Source organism: Amycolatopsis sp. cmx-4-61 (genome assembly GCF_046548775.1).
Classification (GTDB): Bacteria; Actinomycetota; Actinomycetes; order Mycobacteriales; family Pseudonocardiaceae; genus Amycolatopsis.
This window is the reverse complement of the sequence record NZ_JAEBEI010000002.1, coordinates 113592-126907: the sequence shown is the minus strand read 5'-3', so window position 1 is coordinate 126907 and position 13316 is coordinate 113592. Positions and strand designations below refer to the sequence as shown.

17 protein-coding genes are annotated in these 13316 nt (G+C 74.9%); 12 read left to right on the top strand and 5 right to left on the bottom strand.

Annotated features, from left to right (window positions below; translation table 11 throughout):
- Nucleotides 1-9: 9 nt before the first annotated feature.
- The 5 genes from ACLJOU_RS09070 to ACLJOU_RS09050 all read left to right on the top strand — a co-directional run bounded on the left by ACLJOU_RS09070 (nucleotide 10) and on the right by ACLJOU_RS09050 (nucleotide 3817).
- Nucleotides 10-696 (top strand): SDR family oxidoreductase, encoded by a 687-nt coding sequence (locus ACLJOU_RS09070; RefSeq protein WP_410565079.1) that lies wholly within the window; start codon nucleotides 10-12, stop codon nucleotides 694-696.
- The gene (locus tag ACLJOU_RS09065) at nucleotides 687-1637 is read left to right on the top strand and encodes a glycosyltransferase family 9 protein (RefSeq protein ID WP_410565076.1); all 951 of its coding nucleotides are present in this window, start codon (nucleotides 687-689) and stop codon (nucleotides 1635-1637) included. The genes ACLJOU_RS09070 and ACLJOU_RS09065 overlap by 10 nt, the downstream gene beginning before the upstream one ends.
- A complete protein-coding gene (locus ACLJOU_RS09060; protein WP_410565073.1) occupies nucleotides 1630-2940 on the top strand; it encodes a UDP-glucose dehydrogenase family protein in 1311 nt (436 codons plus the stop codon). Before ACLJOU_RS09065 ends, ACLJOU_RS09060 begins: the two co-directional genes overlap by 8 nt.
- A complete protein-coding gene (locus tag ACLJOU_RS09055; RefSeq protein ID WP_410565071.1) occupies nucleotides 2937-3542 on the top strand; it encodes a flavodoxin family protein in 606 nt (201 codons plus the stop codon). Before ACLJOU_RS09060 ends, ACLJOU_RS09055 begins: the two co-directional genes overlap by 4 nt.
- A gap of 95 nt (nucleotides 3543-3637) precedes the next feature.
- Nucleotides 3638-3817 (top strand): hypothetical protein, encoded by a 180-nt coding sequence (locus tag ACLJOU_RS09050; protein WP_410565069.1) that lies wholly within the window; start codon nucleotides 3638-3640, stop codon nucleotides 3815-3817.
- Between the two features lie 3 nt (nucleotides 3818-3820).
- Here ACLJOU_RS09050 and ACLJOU_RS09045 read toward each other — a convergent pair whose 3' ends face one another.
- Both ACLJOU_RS09045 and ACLJOU_RS09040 read right to left on the bottom strand, forming a co-directional pair.
- Nucleotides 3821-4939, bottom strand: coding sequence for an FUSC family protein (locus ACLJOU_RS09045; RefSeq protein WP_410566662.1), 1119 nt, complete (start codon nucleotides 4937-4939; stop codon nucleotides 3821-3823).
- Nucleotides 4940-5346: 407 nt separating this feature from the next.
- On the bottom strand, nucleotides 5347-6696 hold the full coding sequence (locus ACLJOU_RS09040; protein WP_410565066.1) for an aldehyde dehydrogenase family protein: 1350 nt from the start codon (nucleotides 6694-6696) through the stop codon (nucleotides 5347-5349).
- A gap of 90 nt (nucleotides 6697-6786) precedes the next feature.
- Between ACLJOU_RS09040 and ACLJOU_RS09035 the strand changes: the two genes are divergently transcribed.
- Both ACLJOU_RS09035 and ACLJOU_RS09030 read left to right on the top strand, forming a co-directional pair.
- On the top strand, nucleotides 6787-8265 hold the full coding sequence (locus ACLJOU_RS09035; RefSeq protein ID WP_410565063.1) for an HAD-IIIA family hydrolase: 1479 nt from the start codon (nucleotides 6787-6789) through the stop codon (nucleotides 8263-8265).
- Nucleotides 8262-9311 carry a glycosyltransferase family 9 protein gene (locus ACLJOU_RS09030; RefSeq protein ID WP_410565060.1) on the top strand — a complete coding sequence of 350 codons (1050 nt, stop codon included), beginning with the start codon at nucleotides 8262-8264 and terminating at the stop codon, nucleotides 9309-9311. The genes ACLJOU_RS09035 and ACLJOU_RS09030 overlap by 4 nt, the downstream gene beginning before the upstream one ends.
- Nucleotides 9312-9347: 36 nt before the next feature.
- Here ACLJOU_RS09030 and ACLJOU_RS09025 read toward each other — a convergent pair whose 3' ends face one another.
- Nucleotides 9348-9536 carry a DUF2795 domain-containing protein gene (locus tag ACLJOU_RS09025; RefSeq protein WP_410565058.1) on the bottom strand — a complete coding sequence of 63 codons (189 nt, stop codon included), beginning with the start codon at nucleotides 9534-9536 and terminating at the stop codon, nucleotides 9348-9350.
- 158 nt (nucleotides 9537-9694) lie between these two features.
- Between ACLJOU_RS09025 and ACLJOU_RS09020 the strand changes: the two genes are divergently transcribed.
- From ACLJOU_RS09020 to ACLJOU_RS09000, 5 genes are all read left to right on the top strand, one after another.
- Nucleotides 9695-10519, top strand: a complete 825-nt coding sequence (locus ACLJOU_RS09020) for an SDR family oxidoreductase (RefSeq protein ID WP_410565055.1) — start codon at nucleotides 9695-9697, stop codon at nucleotides 10517-10519.
- Between the two features lie 151 nt (nucleotides 10520-10670).
- Nucleotides 10671-11114 carry a DUF4383 domain-containing protein gene (locus ACLJOU_RS09015; RefSeq protein ID WP_410565051.1) on the top strand — a complete coding sequence of 148 codons (444 nt, stop codon included), beginning with the start codon at nucleotides 10671-10673 and terminating at the stop codon, nucleotides 11112-11114.
- A 52-nt stretch (nucleotides 11115-11166) separates the two neighbouring features.
- A complete protein-coding gene (locus tag ACLJOU_RS09010) occupies nucleotides 11167-11334 on the top strand; it encodes a hypothetical protein (RefSeq protein WP_410565050.1) in 168 nt (55 codons plus the stop codon).
- Nucleotides 11331-11759 carry a hypothetical protein gene (locus ACLJOU_RS09005; protein ID WP_410565048.1) on the top strand — a complete coding sequence of 143 codons (429 nt, stop codon included), beginning with the start codon at nucleotides 11331-11333 and terminating at the stop codon, nucleotides 11757-11759. Before ACLJOU_RS09010 ends, ACLJOU_RS09005 begins: the two co-directional genes overlap by 4 nt.
- On the top strand, nucleotides 11756-12118 hold the full coding sequence (locus ACLJOU_RS09000) for a VOC family protein (RefSeq protein WP_410565045.1): 363 nt from the start codon (nucleotides 11756-11758) through the stop codon (nucleotides 12116-12118). The genes ACLJOU_RS09005 and ACLJOU_RS09000 overlap by 4 nt, the downstream gene beginning before the upstream one ends.
- 1 nt (nucleotide 12119) lies before the next feature.
- Here ACLJOU_RS09000 and ACLJOU_RS08995 read toward each other — a convergent pair whose 3' ends face one another.
- Nucleotides 12120-12542 carry a DUF6292 family protein gene (locus tag ACLJOU_RS08995; RefSeq protein WP_410565043.1) on the bottom strand — a complete coding sequence of 141 codons (423 nt, stop codon included), beginning with the start codon at nucleotides 12540-12542 and terminating at the stop codon, nucleotides 12120-12122.
- 120 nt (nucleotides 12543-12662) lie between these two features.
- Nucleotides 12663-13313, bottom strand: a complete 651-nt coding sequence (locus ACLJOU_RS08990) for a phosphoribosyltransferase (protein WP_410565040.1) — start codon at nucleotides 13311-13313, stop codon at nucleotides 12663-12665.
- Nucleotides 13314-13316: the final 3 nt, after the last annotated feature.

Here is a 13316-nt window from a genome sequence, read left to right as displayed (position 1 = left end):
AGGAGTGCGATGCGACCCCTCGGCAACGTCCTGATCACCGGTGGCGCGTCCGGACTCGGCGCCGCCACCGTCGACGCCGTCCGCAAGGCGGGCGGCACCCCGTACGTCCTCGACCGCGTCCGGCCCGAAGACCCGGCCGAATACGTCGAAGCCGACCTGACCGACACCGCCGCCACCGAGGCCGCGGTGCGCGAGCTCGCCGAACGCGCGGGCGGCCTGGACGGCGTCTTCACCGCCGCCGGCACCGATGCCTGCGGGCCACTCGCCACCGTGTCCACAGAGGACTGGGAGCGGGTGGTGAAGGTGAACCTGTTCGGCACGGCCGCGGTCATCCGCGCCGCGCTCCCCTACCTCGAACGTTCGCACGGCACGGTCGTCACCGTGGCGTCCACCCTGGGCATCAAGGCGGTCAGCGACGCGACCGCCTACTGCGCCTCGAAGTTCGGCGTCGTCGGCTTCACCCGCGCGCTCGCCGCCGAGCTGGCCGGGCGCGTCGGCGTCACGCTGCTCATCCCCGGCGGGATGTGGACGCACTTCTTCGACGACCGCACCGACCAGTACAAGCCGCCGCCGGACGCGAAGCTCAACCAGCCCGAGCACGTGGCGAACACCGTGGTGTTCGCGCTGCAGCAGCCGCCGGGCGCCGAGGTCCGCGAACTGGTCGTGTGTGCGTCGGAGGAGGGGTCGTGGCCGTGAGTGCCGCGGTCCTCGTGCTGCGCGCGCTCGGTGTCGGGGACCTGCTGACGGCGGTGCCCGCGCTGCGCGCCCTGCGGGCGGCGTACCCCGGCGACCGGCTGGTGCTGGCCGCCCCCGAGCAGCTGCGCGACCTGGTGGAGCTCATCGACGCCGTCGACGAACTGCTCCCGACGGCCGCGCTCGGGGAGCTCACCTGGCCGGGCGCGCCGCCGCGGCTCGCGGTGAACCTGCACGGCAGCGGTCCGGAGAGCCTCCACGACCTGCTGGCCACCGACCCCGCCGAGCTGCTGACCCACCGGCACCCAGACTTCCCCGACGTGCCGGGCCTCGAGTGGCGCGACGACGTGCACGAGGTCGACCGCTGGTGCCGGCTCGTCGAGTTCCACCACCTGGAGGCCGACCGCTCGGACCTGCGCCTGCCCGTGCCGCCCGGCCCGAGCCCGGCGCCGGACGCCGTCGTGGTGCACCCGGGCGCGGCGTTCCCGGCCCGGCGCTGGCCGCCCGAGCGGTTCGCGACCGTCGTGCGGGACCTGGCAGCGGCCGGGCACCGCGTGGTCCTGACCGGCAACGCCGCCGAACGCGACCTGGCGGCCTCGATCGCCGAAGCGGCCGGGCTCGGCGAGGACGCCGTGCTGGCCGGGCGCACCGGACTGGCGGAACTGGCCGCGCTGGTGGCCGGGGCGGCGCTCGTCGTCTGCGGCGACACCGGCGTCGGGCACCTCGCCACGGCGTTCGGCACGCCGTCGGTGCTGCTGTTCGGCCCGACCCCGCCGCGGCTGTGGGGACCGCCGCCGTCGGCGCGCCAGCACGTGGTGCTGTGGGCCGGGAACGTCGGCGATCCGCACGGCGAAGAGCCCGACGGCGGGCTGCTCCTGCTCGGCGAGGAGCGCGTGCTCGCCGCGACGCGATCGGCCTTGGAAATGCGGGTGGCGCATGGCTGAGCACATCGGGATCGTCGGGGCGGGTTACGTCGGACTGACCAGTGCCGCCTGCTTCGCCCGGCTCGGGCACCGGGTCACCTGCGTCGACGCCGACGAGTCCAAAGTGGACGACCTGAACCGGGGCGTGGTGGCCATCGCCGAACCGGCCCTGGCCGACCTCGTCGGCCAGGGCCTCGGCGACCGGACGCTCACCTTCACCACCGCCCAGGCGGAGCTCTACGGCGCGGACGTCGTCTTCCTGTGCCTGCCCACGCCGCCCGCCGAGGACGGGCGCCCCGACCTCGGCGTGCTCGAGCAGGTCGTGCCCCAGCTCGGGCGGCTGCTGCGGCCCGGGTGCGTGGTGGTCACGAAGTCCACGGTGCCGGTCGGCACCGCGGCGCGGCTGCCCCGCCTGCTGGGCCGCGACGACCTGCCGGTGGTGGCCAACCCGGAGTTCCTGCGCGAAGGCCACGCCGTCGAGGACTTCCTGCACCCGGACCGGGTGGTGGTCGGCACCGATCCGGCGGATTCCCCGGCGGCGCAACGGGTCGCGCGGCTGTACGAGCCGACCGGCGCCCCGGTGGTGGCGACCGACTCGGCCAGCGCCGAACTCGCGAAGTACGCGAGCAACGCGTTCCTCGCCATCAAACTGTCCTACGTGAACGTCCTCGCCGAACTGTGCGAGCGGTTCGGCGCGGACGTCCGCGAGGTCTCGCGCACCATGGGCCTCGACGCGCGGATCGGGCCGGAGTTCCTCGCGCCCGGCCCCGGCTGGGGCGGTTCGTGCCTGCCGAAGGACACCTCGGCCCTGCTGCACGCGGCCGAGTCGGCGGGCGTCGACTTCGGCATCCTGCGCGACGCGGTCCGCGTCAACGCCCGGCAGCGCGCCCGGGTGGTGCGGGCCGTGCGGCAGGCCGTGACCGGCTCGGCGGCCGGGTCGCTGGCCGGGGTCCGCATCGGCCTGCTGGGCCTGGCCTTCAAGGCGGGCACCGGCGACCTGCGTGACTCCCCCGCGCTCGCCGTGGCGGCGGAGCTCGCCCGCGCCGGTGCCGAGCTCACCGCGCACGACCCCGCTGTCCCCTGCGTGCCCGGAACGAGCTCGGTCCAGGTCGTCGACGACCCGTACCTGGTGGCCAAGGACGCCGCCGCGATCGTCGTGCTCACCGAGTGGCCCGAATTCCGCGACCTCGACTGGACCCGGCTGGCCGCGTCCGCCGACCGCGCGATCGTCGTCGACACCCGAAACCTGCTCGATCCCGACGCCCTCGCCGACGCGGGGTTCGCCCACGTCGGCGTCGGCACCCATCCCCGGAGGCAGTCATGACCCTGCGCGTGCTCGCGCTGACCTGCACGCTCAAGCCGTCGCCGGCGAAGTCGAGCAGCGATCTCATCGCGCGTCAGCTGCTCGACCTCTTCGCCGAGCGCGGCGCGACCGGCGAGCTGGTGCGCGTGGTCGACCACGACGTCCGCCCCGGCGTCGAGGCCGACATGGGCAACGGGGACGCGTGGCCGGGCATCCGGCGGAAGATCGCCGCCGCCGACGTCCTGCTGATCGCCACCCCGACGTGGGTCGGCCACATGTCGAGCGTCGCCCAGCGGGTCCTCGAACGGCTCGACGCCGAGTTGTCCGAAACCGACTCGGAAGGCCGCCCGGCGATGTTCGGCAAGGTCGGGGTGGCCGCGGTCGTCGGCAACGAAGACGGCGCCCACAAGATCATCGCGGACCTGTTCCAGGCGCTGAACGACGTCGGTTTCACGGTGCCGGCGCAGGGCGCGACCTACTGGAACGGCGAAGCGATGCAGGGCGGCGACTACCAGGACCTCGACGAGACGCCCGAGGCCGTGGCCTCGACGAACGCGACCCTGGTCCGCAACGCCGTCCACCTGGCGAAGCTGCTCAAGGAGCAGCAGTACCCGGCTCGGTGATTACTCCGTACGAGTGACATCACTGCTCCGGACGAGTGTGGCGTACGCCACCGGGTAATCGGCTGGCACCTTCGATCCTCGTCAGGGGCTCCACCATGCCGAACCGAGTCGTGATCAGCCGCGACAGCAAGCCGATCCCCTGCGAGGAGTGCGGCCTGCCCGCGTTGCACGTCGCGCGGCTGGTCTCCGGCGACGGTGCCCTGCTGGGCCAGACGATGGTGTGCACCGCGTGCCGCCGGCACCGGTCGGAAGCCGACGCGATCGCGGTGCCGTAGCTCTCACCGCCTCTCCAGCTGCTCCAGCAGCAACCGGGCGGGCAGGGTCATCGCGCCCAGGCCGAGCCGGGCCGGGACGCCGTCCTCCTCGGCGGTGACCAGGCGCGTCTCGAGCTTTTCGAGCAGGGCCCGGCACTCGTCCAGTTCGACGGGCTCCCCGGCCACCGCCACGGCCCGCACGGCTCCGGCCAGGTGGTGCACCAGGTCGGCCAGCGCCTCGCGCGCGTCCGGCCAGGGGTACTCGAACGGGTGCTCGCGGCGGCCCGCCGTCGTCCGCACCGCGGCGATCAGCGGCGAGACGGCGGGCCACAGCCCGATGAGGGTCCGGAGCGGACGTTCGTGGTGGGTCCCGGCGGCCGGCCGCCCGCGGCGGAGGTTCAGCATCCGCCCTTCCCGCGTCAAGCCGACGGCTTCCTCGGCGGCCAGCACCTGGCTGCGGGTGTCCTGCTCCTGGGACAGCAGGTGGTCGAGGTCTTCCGGCGGCTCGTCGCGCCGGATCACGGCGGACAGCGACTCGAGGAGCTCGGCCAGTGCCTTCCCGAGCCGCCCGGCGGCCGCGGCGAGCCGTTCGCCGTAGAGCGGCGGGAGGATCAGGGTGTTGACCGCGACGCCGATGGCCGCACCCAGCGCCGTTTCCAGGAGGCGATCACCGAGCAGCACGGGTTCGCGGGCGGTGCCGTAGGAGATCACGAGCATGCCGGTGACGCCCACCCAGACGCCGGCTTCGCCGAATCGCCGCCAGCTGCCGGCGAGCAGGCCCACGAAGACGACCGTGGCCAGTGCAACGGCCTGCCACGGGATGAGCTGCGCGGCGACGGCGGCGAGCAGCACCCCCGAGGCCACCGAGCCGACCTGCTGGAGCCACCCCCGCAGCGACCGGTAGACGGTGGCTTCGACGAGGAAGACGGCGGCGTAGGGGGCGAGAAAGGGTTGCGGCAGCCGCAGGACGAGGGTGGCGAGCAACCACGCAACGGTGGCGGCGAAGGTGGCTTTGGCGCTCTGGACGAGGATCCGCCGCTCCCGGCCCGGCACCCGGACGGCGCGCGCGATCCAGCCGACCGGGGTGCGGTCGGCCTGGTCCTCATCCGGTCCGGGAGTGCCCGGGGGCCGCTGCCGGAGCAGGCGGGCGAACCGGCCCGCCGGAGCGCGGTCTTGACTTTCCCCGGCCGCCGCGGAGGCACCTTGCGGCCGAGCAAACCGGCCCGCCGGCGCGGGGTCTTGACTTTCTCCGGCCGCCGCGGAGGCACCTTGCGGCCGAGCAAACCGGCCCGCCGGCGCGGGGTCTTGACTTTCCCCGGCCGCCGCGAAAGCACCCTGCGGCCGAGCGAGCCGGTCCGCCGGCGTGCGGTCCTGCCCCTCCTCGGCTGCCGACCCACCGCCGCGCCGCCCGTTCCCGCTCTCGGCCCGGCGCTCCGGAGCGCCCTCCCCGGAACGGGCGCCGGAGCGCCCGTCCGCGTCTCCTGGCAAGCCCGGCCGGTCTTCCGCATCTCCCGCCGGCCGGGGCTCGCCCGGGCTGTGGTGCCGTTCGCTCATGCGGGCGGAGCGATGTGCACGAGCTTCGTCTGCGTCATCTCGTCGAGCAGCTCCGGCCCGTAGCCGTACCCGTTACCGCTGCGGCCGCGGGGGTGCGCCGCGCCGCCCGGGGCGCCGCCGAACACGTTGTTCACCTTCACGGTGCCCGCCGGCAGCTCGCGCCACGCACGCTGGGCGTGCGCCATCGAAGCCGTCAGCACCGTCGCCGCCAGCCCGTATTCGCCCTTCGCCGCCTCGGCCAGTCCCTCGTCGAAGCTCTCCACCACCCGGACCGGCGCCACCGGGCCGAACGTCTCCTCGGTCATCACCCGCAGGTCGGGCGCGCAGTCGGTGAGCACCGTCGCCGGGTAGTGCGCACCCGGGCCGTCCGGGATCGCGCCGCCGGTCAACAGCCGCGCCCCACGGGAAAGCGCGTCCGCCACGTGGGCGTGCACGTGCTCGCGGTGCCGCCGGTCCACCAGCGGGGCCAGCGTCCGCGACTCGGCCTCCTTCACCAGCGCCGCCAGGAACGGCTCGGCGACCGCGGAACACACGTAGATCCGCTCGACGGCCACGCAGATCTGCCCCGAGTTGGCGAACGCGCCCAGGGCCGCCTGACCGGCCGCCCACCCCGGATCGACGTCCTCGTCGATCACCAGCGGGTCGTTGCCGCCGTTCTCCAGCAACGTCTTCGCCCCCGTCGCGGCCGCGCTCGCGGCGATCGACCGTCCGGTGGCCGTGCTGCCCACGTGGGCGATGACGTCGACCCCGGAGTGCATCGCGAGGATCGCGCCGACCCCGCCGTCACCGTGCAGGGTCTGCAGCACGCCCTCCGGGAAGACGTCGCCGAGCAGTTCGCCGAGCAGCTGCCCGGTGTGCGGCGCACGCTCGCTCGGCTTGTGCACCACCGTGTTGCCGGTGGCCAGTGCGGCTCCCAGGAGGCCGCAGGCGACCGCGACCGGGTCGTTCCACGGCGTGAGCGCCACGACGACACCGTGCGGTTCGGGGACCATCAGGTCCGTCGCGCCGACGTTCCCGAGCAGGCTCCGGCCGCGGTGGACCGGACCGAGTTCGGCGTACTGGGCCAACGTGCCGGCCCCGGCGAGGACACCGCCGAGGGCTTCGTCGCGTGGCTTTCCGGTTTCCGCTTCGTTCGTCTTCGCCAGCTCTTCGGCGTTGGCCCGCAGCCGTTCGGCGGCGGTGTGCAGCAGCGCTCCGCGTTCGGCGGCCGGGGTCCGGGCCCACTGCGCCCGGGTCCGGCGGGCCAGCGCGAGCGCGGCGTCGATCGCGTCTTCGCCCGCGGTCGGCACCGTGCCCACCACGCTGCCGTCGGCCGGGTTGCGGATTTCGATCGTGCGCGCGGTCATCCGCACCTCCTTCTCGTCGCCCGCCGGTTACCCGGGTGCGCCCCCTCCGACACGCCGTTTGATCACCCCCGCCCGGGGTACCCGGTTCCGGTGACTGCATCGCTCGACTACACCGTGGTGATCCCCACGACGGGCCGGGAGACGCTTCGGCCACTCCTCGACACCTTGCTCGGCGGGCCGGACCCGCGGCCGGCGGCGGTCCTCGTCGTCGACGACCGCCCCGGCGGGTCCGAGCTGGACGTCCCCGGCGGCGTCCGCGTTCTCCGCTCCGGCGGGCGTGGCCCCGCGGCGGCGCGGAACCTCGGCTGGCGCACCGCGAAGAGCGAGTGGATCGCCTTCGTCGACGACGACGTCGTGCTCGCCCCCGACTGGCCGCGGCAGCTCGAACGCGATCTCGGCTCGCTGCCCCCGGAAGTGGCCGCCTCCCAGGGCCGGATCACCGTTCCGCTGCCCGCGGACCGGCGGCCGACGGACGACGAACGCAGCACGGCGGGCCTCGAGCACGCGCGGTGGATCACCGCCGACATGGCCTACCGCCGCAGCGCGCTCGTCGAAGCGGGTGGCTTCGACGAGCGGTTCCCCCGCGCCTTCCGTGAGGACTCCGACCTCGCCCTGCGCGTCGCCGAAGCCGGGCACCGGATCGACCAGGGCGAACGGCTGACCACGCACCCGGCCCGGCGGGCCGGGTTCTTCTACAGCCTCAAAGCCCAGCGCGGCAACGCCGACAATGCGTTGATGCGGGCCAAGCACGGCGTGCTCTGGCGGCAGCGCACCGGCGCCGGCCCCGGCAGGCTCGGCCTGCACGCACTGTCCACAGTGGCCGGTCTCGCCGCCGTCACGCTGCCGCTGCTGCGGCAGCGCGGCAAGGCACTCCTCGCGGCCGGGGTGTGGGCCGGGCTGACGGCGGAGTTCGCCACCCGCCGGATCGTGCCGGGCCCGCGGACCCCCGGCGAACTGGCGCGCATGGTCGTGACCAGCGCCCTGATCCCGCCCGCCGCGTGCTACCACCGGCTGCGCGGGGAGATCGCGGCCCGTCGGCCCCGCCCCCCGGTGGCGGTGCTCTTCGACCGCGACGACACGCTGATCGTCGACGTCCCCTACCTCAACGACCCGGACGGTGTCCGCCCGGTGCCCGGCGCGGTCGAGCTCGTCCGCGGGCTGCGGGAGCGCGGGATCCCGGTCGGCGTGGTGAGCAACCAGTCCGGTGTCGCGAAAGGACTGATCACGCCGGAGCAGCTCGACGCGGTCAACGCCCGCGTCCAGGAGCTCTTCGGCCCGTTCGGCACCTGGCAGGTCTGCGTCCACGACGACGGCGACGGCTGCGCGTGCCGCAAACCCGCTCCGGGCATGGTGCTCAAGGCCGCCGGGGAACTCGGCGTCGATCCCGCGTCCTGCGTGGTCATCGGCGACACCGGGGCCGACGTCGACGCCGCGCTCGCGGCCGGGGCACGCGCGGTGCTGGTGCCGACGAACCGCACCCTCGAGCCGGAGATCGCCCGGGCCCGACAGCACGCGGCCGTCGCCCGGGACCTGTCCGAAGCACTGCGCCTCGCCGGGGTCGCCGGATGACCCGGGTGCTCGTCGCCCGCCAGGACAACCTCGGCGACGTCCTGCTCGCCGGGCCCTGCGTCCGCGCGGTCGCCGCGTCCGGGGCGGAGGTGACGCTGCTGACCGGCCCGCACGGCCGGGCCGCGGGCGAACTCCTGCCGGGCGTGACGGGCCTGCTCACCTGGACCGCACCCTGGATCGACCCCGAACCGCCGCCGGTGACCGCCGAGGACACCGGCGAGTTCGTGGCGCGGATCCGGGCGGAGTCGTTCGACCGGGCGCTGATCCTGACGTCGTTCCACCAGTCCCCGCTGCCGCTGGCCCTGCTGCTGCGCCAGGCCGGGGTGCCGTGGATCGGCGCGATCTCGGAGGACTACCCGGGCAGCCTGCTGGACCTGCGCCACCGCGTCGACGGCGATCCGCCGGAGCCGGTGCGCATGCTGTCGCTCGCCGAAGCGGCCGGGTTCCCGCTGCCGCCGGACGACCACGGCGCGCTGGCGCTGCGGCGCCCGCTACCGGACGTCGGCCGGCTGACCGGCGGCGGCGCCTACGTCGTGGTGCACCCCGCAGCGTCGGTGCCCGCCCGCCAGCCGTCGGCCGCGTGGACCCGCGAGACGGTCCGGGCGCTCGCCGCGGACGGGCACCGGGTGCTCGTGACGGGCGCGCCTTCGGAACGCGCGCTGACCCAGGAGGTCGCCGGGACGGCCGCGGTGAACCTCGGCGGCCGGACGTCACTGGCGGAACTGGCGGCGGTGCTGTCCGGCGCGCGGGTCGTGGTGGCGCCCAACACGGGCCCGGCCCACCTGGCGGCGGCCGCGGGCACTCCGGTGGTGTCGCTCTTCGCTCCGGTCGTGCCCCAGGAGCGGTGGGCGCCCTACGGCGTTCCCACGGTGGTGCTCGGCGACCAGCAGGCGCCCTGTCGCGCGACTCGCGCGCGGGTTTGCCCGGTGCCCGGCCACCCCTGCCTCGACACGATCGACCCCGCCGACGTCTGCCGCGCGGTGACGGCCCTGGCCCTGCCCGGCGCGGTCACCCCGGAGGACGCCGCGCTGGGTTCGCCGCGCTAGGCCCGGGCGGAACGCCCGCCCGGGCCACGGCGCACTTCAGCCGCCGATTTCCTTGCTGACGCCGCTCGGCCCCTCGTAGGTGCGGTCCGGCAGGCCGCGCACGATGTCCAACGTGTCCGAGTCGGCACCGTTGTTCTCGGCCGCCTGCACCAGATCGTCCCGGCTCGCCGGGTAGTCGACACCGGACAGGTACTTCTGCAGCTCGATCGGGTTCGGCTTGCTCACGGGCCTTCTCCTTCCGTTCGGGGAACGCCGCGGTTACCCCGCCCCGCCGCCGGCACACGCTCCGGACGGGACGGGCTCCTCCCCCGCCGGGTGAAGCCGGCGGCCGCGTTTAGGCCCCGACCGGGGTGGTAGCCGCCGCGGAACGAAAGGAGACGCCCGTGTCGCTCCCGGCGCCTTTGCCCGCCGAAGCCGCCTCGCCCCGGCGCGCCGTCGTCACCGGCGCCGACTCCGGCATCGGCCGCGCGATCGTCGCCGCCCTCGCCGGTGGCGGCCTCGACGTCGGCATCACCTACCACTCCGACGCCGAAGGCGCGGAGGAAACCGCCGCCGAGGCCCGTTCGCACGGGGTCGCCGCGCACGTCCGGCAGCTCGACCTGACCGCACTGCCCGGCGCCGCGGACGTCATCGACGCCTTCGCCGAGGACCTCGGCGGCCTCGACGTCCTGGTCAACTGCTCCGGCACCGGCAGCAGCGAGCTCGCCGTGGACCTGGATTACGAGAAGTGGCGTCAGGTACTCGACGTCGATCTCGACGGCGTCTTCCTGCTTTCGCAACGGGCCGCCCGGCACATGATCGACGCCGGGCACGGCGGCCGGATCATCACCATCACCAGCGTCCACGAGCACGTGCCGCGGGTCGGCGCCGCGCCCTACTGCGCCGCGAAGGCCGGGGCGGGCGCGCTGACGCAGGTGCTCGCCCTCGAGCTCGCCCAGCACGGCATCACCGTGAACTCGGTCGCGCCCGGGGAGATCTCGACGCCGATGACGGGCCAGACCGACGCCGACCCGCGCGAGCAGGACCGGCCCGGCATCCCGCTCGGCCGCCCCGGCCACGCGGCCGAGGTGGCGGCCGCGGTCGCGTTCCTGACGACCCCGGGGGCCGGCTACATCACCGGCACGTCGCTCGTCGTCGACGGCGGCCTCCTGCTGATGGGCGCCCAGCACGGGACCGCCTACCGCGAGCACGACTGGCGTTCCCCCTGAGACCAGGGGCCCGCGTCCGGCTGCAGGGACCGGCGCGGGACCCCGGCCGCGGGCCGGACGGCGGATCCCCCAGCCCGTCGTCCGGCCCCTTCCACTTGTCCGTTTTCCGCACGCGTGGCGGGGTATCCGGCCGCGAAGGGAAGGAGACCCCATGTCGTCCGCCGAAAACCGCCCCCGGGCGGGAGCGTCCTGGCTCCGGCCGGTCGTCGCCGTCCTCGGGCTGCTCTACCTCGTCCTGGGCATCGCCGGGTTCCTGACGCCGGAAACCGCCGCGGTCGGCCACGAGACGAGCCGTGCCGTCTGGATCTTCAGCGGCACCCCGCTGCTCAACCTCGTCCACTCGGCCGTCGGGGTGCTCGGCCTGCTCGCCGCGACCCGCCGCACCGGCGCGATCATCTACTGCTGGGTGCTCTTCGTCGGCTTCACCGGGATGACCGCCTACGGCATCCTCGCCACCGCGATCGTCAACCCCGAGGACCCGATCAACCTGAACTGGGCGGACAACTGGCTCCACGGGCTGACCGCGGTCGCCGCGCTGGTGCTCGGGATCCTGGGGGCGCGAGCGGTCAACCGCGCGGCCGCGCGGGCCCGCTGACCTCGGCCGTTTCGCCGCCGGGACACCGGGTAGCCGTCTCGAGGAGGTACTCATGCAACGCGGAAGCGATCAGCACTCACCCCGTGAAGACGACGCGCAGGAGGCCGAACTGCGCGGGGCCCTGCAGGGCAACGGCCCGGCCCACGCCGAAGACCGGCGGGACCCCGAACTCGCGGCCGAGGACGAACCCGAAGTCCCGCCACTGGGCGGCGGCGCATGACCAGGAGCGAAGCGACGGCGGGTGAGCCCGCCGTCGTCGTGCACTACCGGCTGCACGCGGACTTCGCCGTCGGTTCCCCGTGGCTGCGCAGGGCGCTGGGCCCGCGGACCGGCCTGGAACTGGACGCCACCGGCCTGCGCGTCCGCTTCGGGCCGTGGCTGGTCGAGACCCCGCTGAGCAATCTGGCCGGCGCGGAAGCGACCGGTCCGTACCGCGCGTGGCGCGTTTTCGGCGTCCGCCTTTCGCTCGCCGACCGCGGCTTGACGTTCGGGACGACGACGCAGGGCGGGGTGTGCCTGCGGTTCCGCGAACCCGTTCGCGGCCTCGACCCGTGGGGGCTGCTCCACCACCCCGGGCTGACGGTAACGGTGTCCGAGCCGGACCTGGTCGCCGAAGCCGTCAACCGCATCGTGGCGGCCGCATGACGGCGGCCCGCATCCTGGCCGTGGCGGTGGACTGCCACCGGCCGGAGCCACTCGCCGAGTTCTGGGCGGCGGCCATGGGCGGGGCGAAAACCCGCTCGTGGACCGACTCCCACGGGCGCACGTACCACCAGGTGGACTTCGACGACGGCCCGGCGCTGCTGTTCCAGCCGGTTCCCGAGGAGAAGACCGTCAAGAACCGGCTGCACCTGGACCTCACCCCGGTGGGGCGGGACCAGCGGTCGGAGGTGGAACGCCTGGTGGTGCTGGGGGCGAAGGTCTTGGCCGACCCGCCGGACGACCCGTGGATCGTCCTCGCCGACCCGGAGGGCAACGAATTCTGCGTCCTGCCGCCGCGGTGACTCACGCCTGGCCGACGGGGTCGCCGGCGTAAGCGGCCAGGCGTTCATCGAAGCCGTCCGGGGTGCCGGGTCTGCGGAAGTCCGGGGGATCCGGCCGGCCCGGGTACTTCTCGCCGTACAGGGCAGTCACGAAGGCCACCACCGCATCCGGCGGCGGGAGCACGTCCTCCCCCAGGTAGGCGAGCACGATCACGTCGTCGCCGGTCGCCGACTCGACCGCGGCGGCCCAGCCGTCGCGTTCGTCCCACAGCAGGGCCGTTTCGTGGCCGGGGAACCGCGGGAGCCGCCGCTCCAGCGCGACGTACGCGCCGGCGGGGACGTCCACCTCGCAGAACCAGGCGGGTGCGTCCAGCTTGGCCGCGACGGCCAGCAGGTACTGCCGCAGGCCGCGCGCCGCCGCGCCGAGCGCGTCCCGTTCACTCATCCCGCTCCGCCCCTCCGGTCGGTGCCACCATCGGGTGATACCCCGTCACCCACCCGGTCAACCCGGGGCGCCCCGGGTGGAGCAGCACGTCACCAGCCGTCCTGTGTGGAGTCCGCACGGCTACGGCGTAAGCCGGGCCAGCACGTCGTCGTCACCCAGCTGGCGGAAATCGGCGTACCACTGCCCGACCGCGCGGAACTCCGGCGGCTCCGCGACGCACACGACGTCGTCGGCTTCCCGGCGCAGCCGCGCGGCGGCGCCCGGCGCGGCAACCGGCGCCGCGAAGACGAGCGTCCGCGGGCGGGCCGCGCGGACGTCACGCAGCGCCGCCGTCGCGGTGACGCCGGTCGCGAGCCCGTCGTCGACGAGGACGACGTCACGGCCAGCGAGGTTCACGGGAGCCCGCCCGGCTCGGTAGCGCTCGAGCCGGCGGCGGGCTTCGGCTCGCTCCCGCGCCTCGGCGCCCGCCAGTTGAGCGGCCGTCAGCCTCAGCGCGCGCAGCCCGGCCTCGTCGTAGATCGCCGGCCCCTCGGGGGTGACGGCGCCGACGCCGTACTCCGGGTGGCTCGGCGCGCCGATCTTGCGGGCGACGGCGACGTCCAGTTCGGCGCCGAGCCACCGCGCGACGACCGCGGCCACCGGCACGCCGCCGCGGGCGAGCCCGAGCACGACGGGATCGGCCCAGGCCCGGCGCCGCAGCTCGCCCGCGAGCCGCCGTCCGCCGTCCTCCCGGTCGGCGAAGATCCGCGGCCGGACGTCCCGCGCGGGCATCAG

Bases quoted from the DNA above. Each gene is read 5' to 3' on its own strand.
- ACLJOU_RS09000 (WP_410565045.1), top strand. From the start codon at position 11,756: ATGACGGCGGCCCGCATCCTGGCCGTGGCGGTGGACTGCCACCGGCCG.
- ACLJOU_RS08990 (WP_410565040.1), bottom strand. From the start codon at position 13,313: ATGCCCGCGCGGGACGTCCGGCCGCGGATCTTCGCCGACCGGGAGGAC.
- ACLJOU_RS09050 (WP_410565069.1), top strand. From the start codon at position 3,638: ATGCCGAACCGAGTCGTGATCAGCCGCGACAGCAAGCCGATCCCCTGC.
- ACLJOU_RS09005 (WP_410565048.1), top strand. From the start codon at position 11,331: ATGACCAGGAGCGAAGCGACGGCGGGTGAGCCCGCCGTCGTCGTGCAC.
- ACLJOU_RS09030 (WP_410565060.1), top strand. From the start codon at position 8,262: ATGACCCGGGTGCTCGTCGCCCGCCAGGACAACCTCGGCGACGTCCTG.
- ACLJOU_RS09010 (WP_410565050.1), top strand. From the start codon at position 11,167: ATGCAACGCGGAAGCGATCAGCACTCACCCCGTGAAGACGACGCGCAG.
- ACLJOU_RS09060 (WP_410565073.1), top strand. From the start codon at position 1,630: ATGGCTGAGCACATCGGGATCGTCGGGGCGGGTTACGTCGGACTGACC.
- ACLJOU_RS09070 (WP_410565079.1), top strand. From the start codon at position 10: ATGCGACCCCTCGGCAACGTCCTGATCACCGGTGGCGCGTCCGGACTC.
- ACLJOU_RS08995 (WP_410565043.1), bottom strand. From the start codon at position 12,542: ATGAGTGAACGGGACGCGCTCGGCGCGGCGGCGCGCGGCCTGCGGCAG.
- ACLJOU_RS09055 (WP_410565071.1), top strand. From the start codon at position 2,937: ATGACCCTGCGCGTGCTCGCGCTGACCTGCACGCTCAAGCCGTCGCCG.
- ACLJOU_RS09040 (WP_410565066.1), bottom strand. From the start codon at position 6,696: ATGACCGCGCGCACGATCGAAATCCGCAACCCGGCCGACGGCAGCGTG.
- ACLJOU_RS09015 (WP_410565051.1), top strand. From the start codon at position 10,671: ATGTCGTCCGCCGAAAACCGCCCCCGGGCGGGAGCGTCCTGGCTCCGG.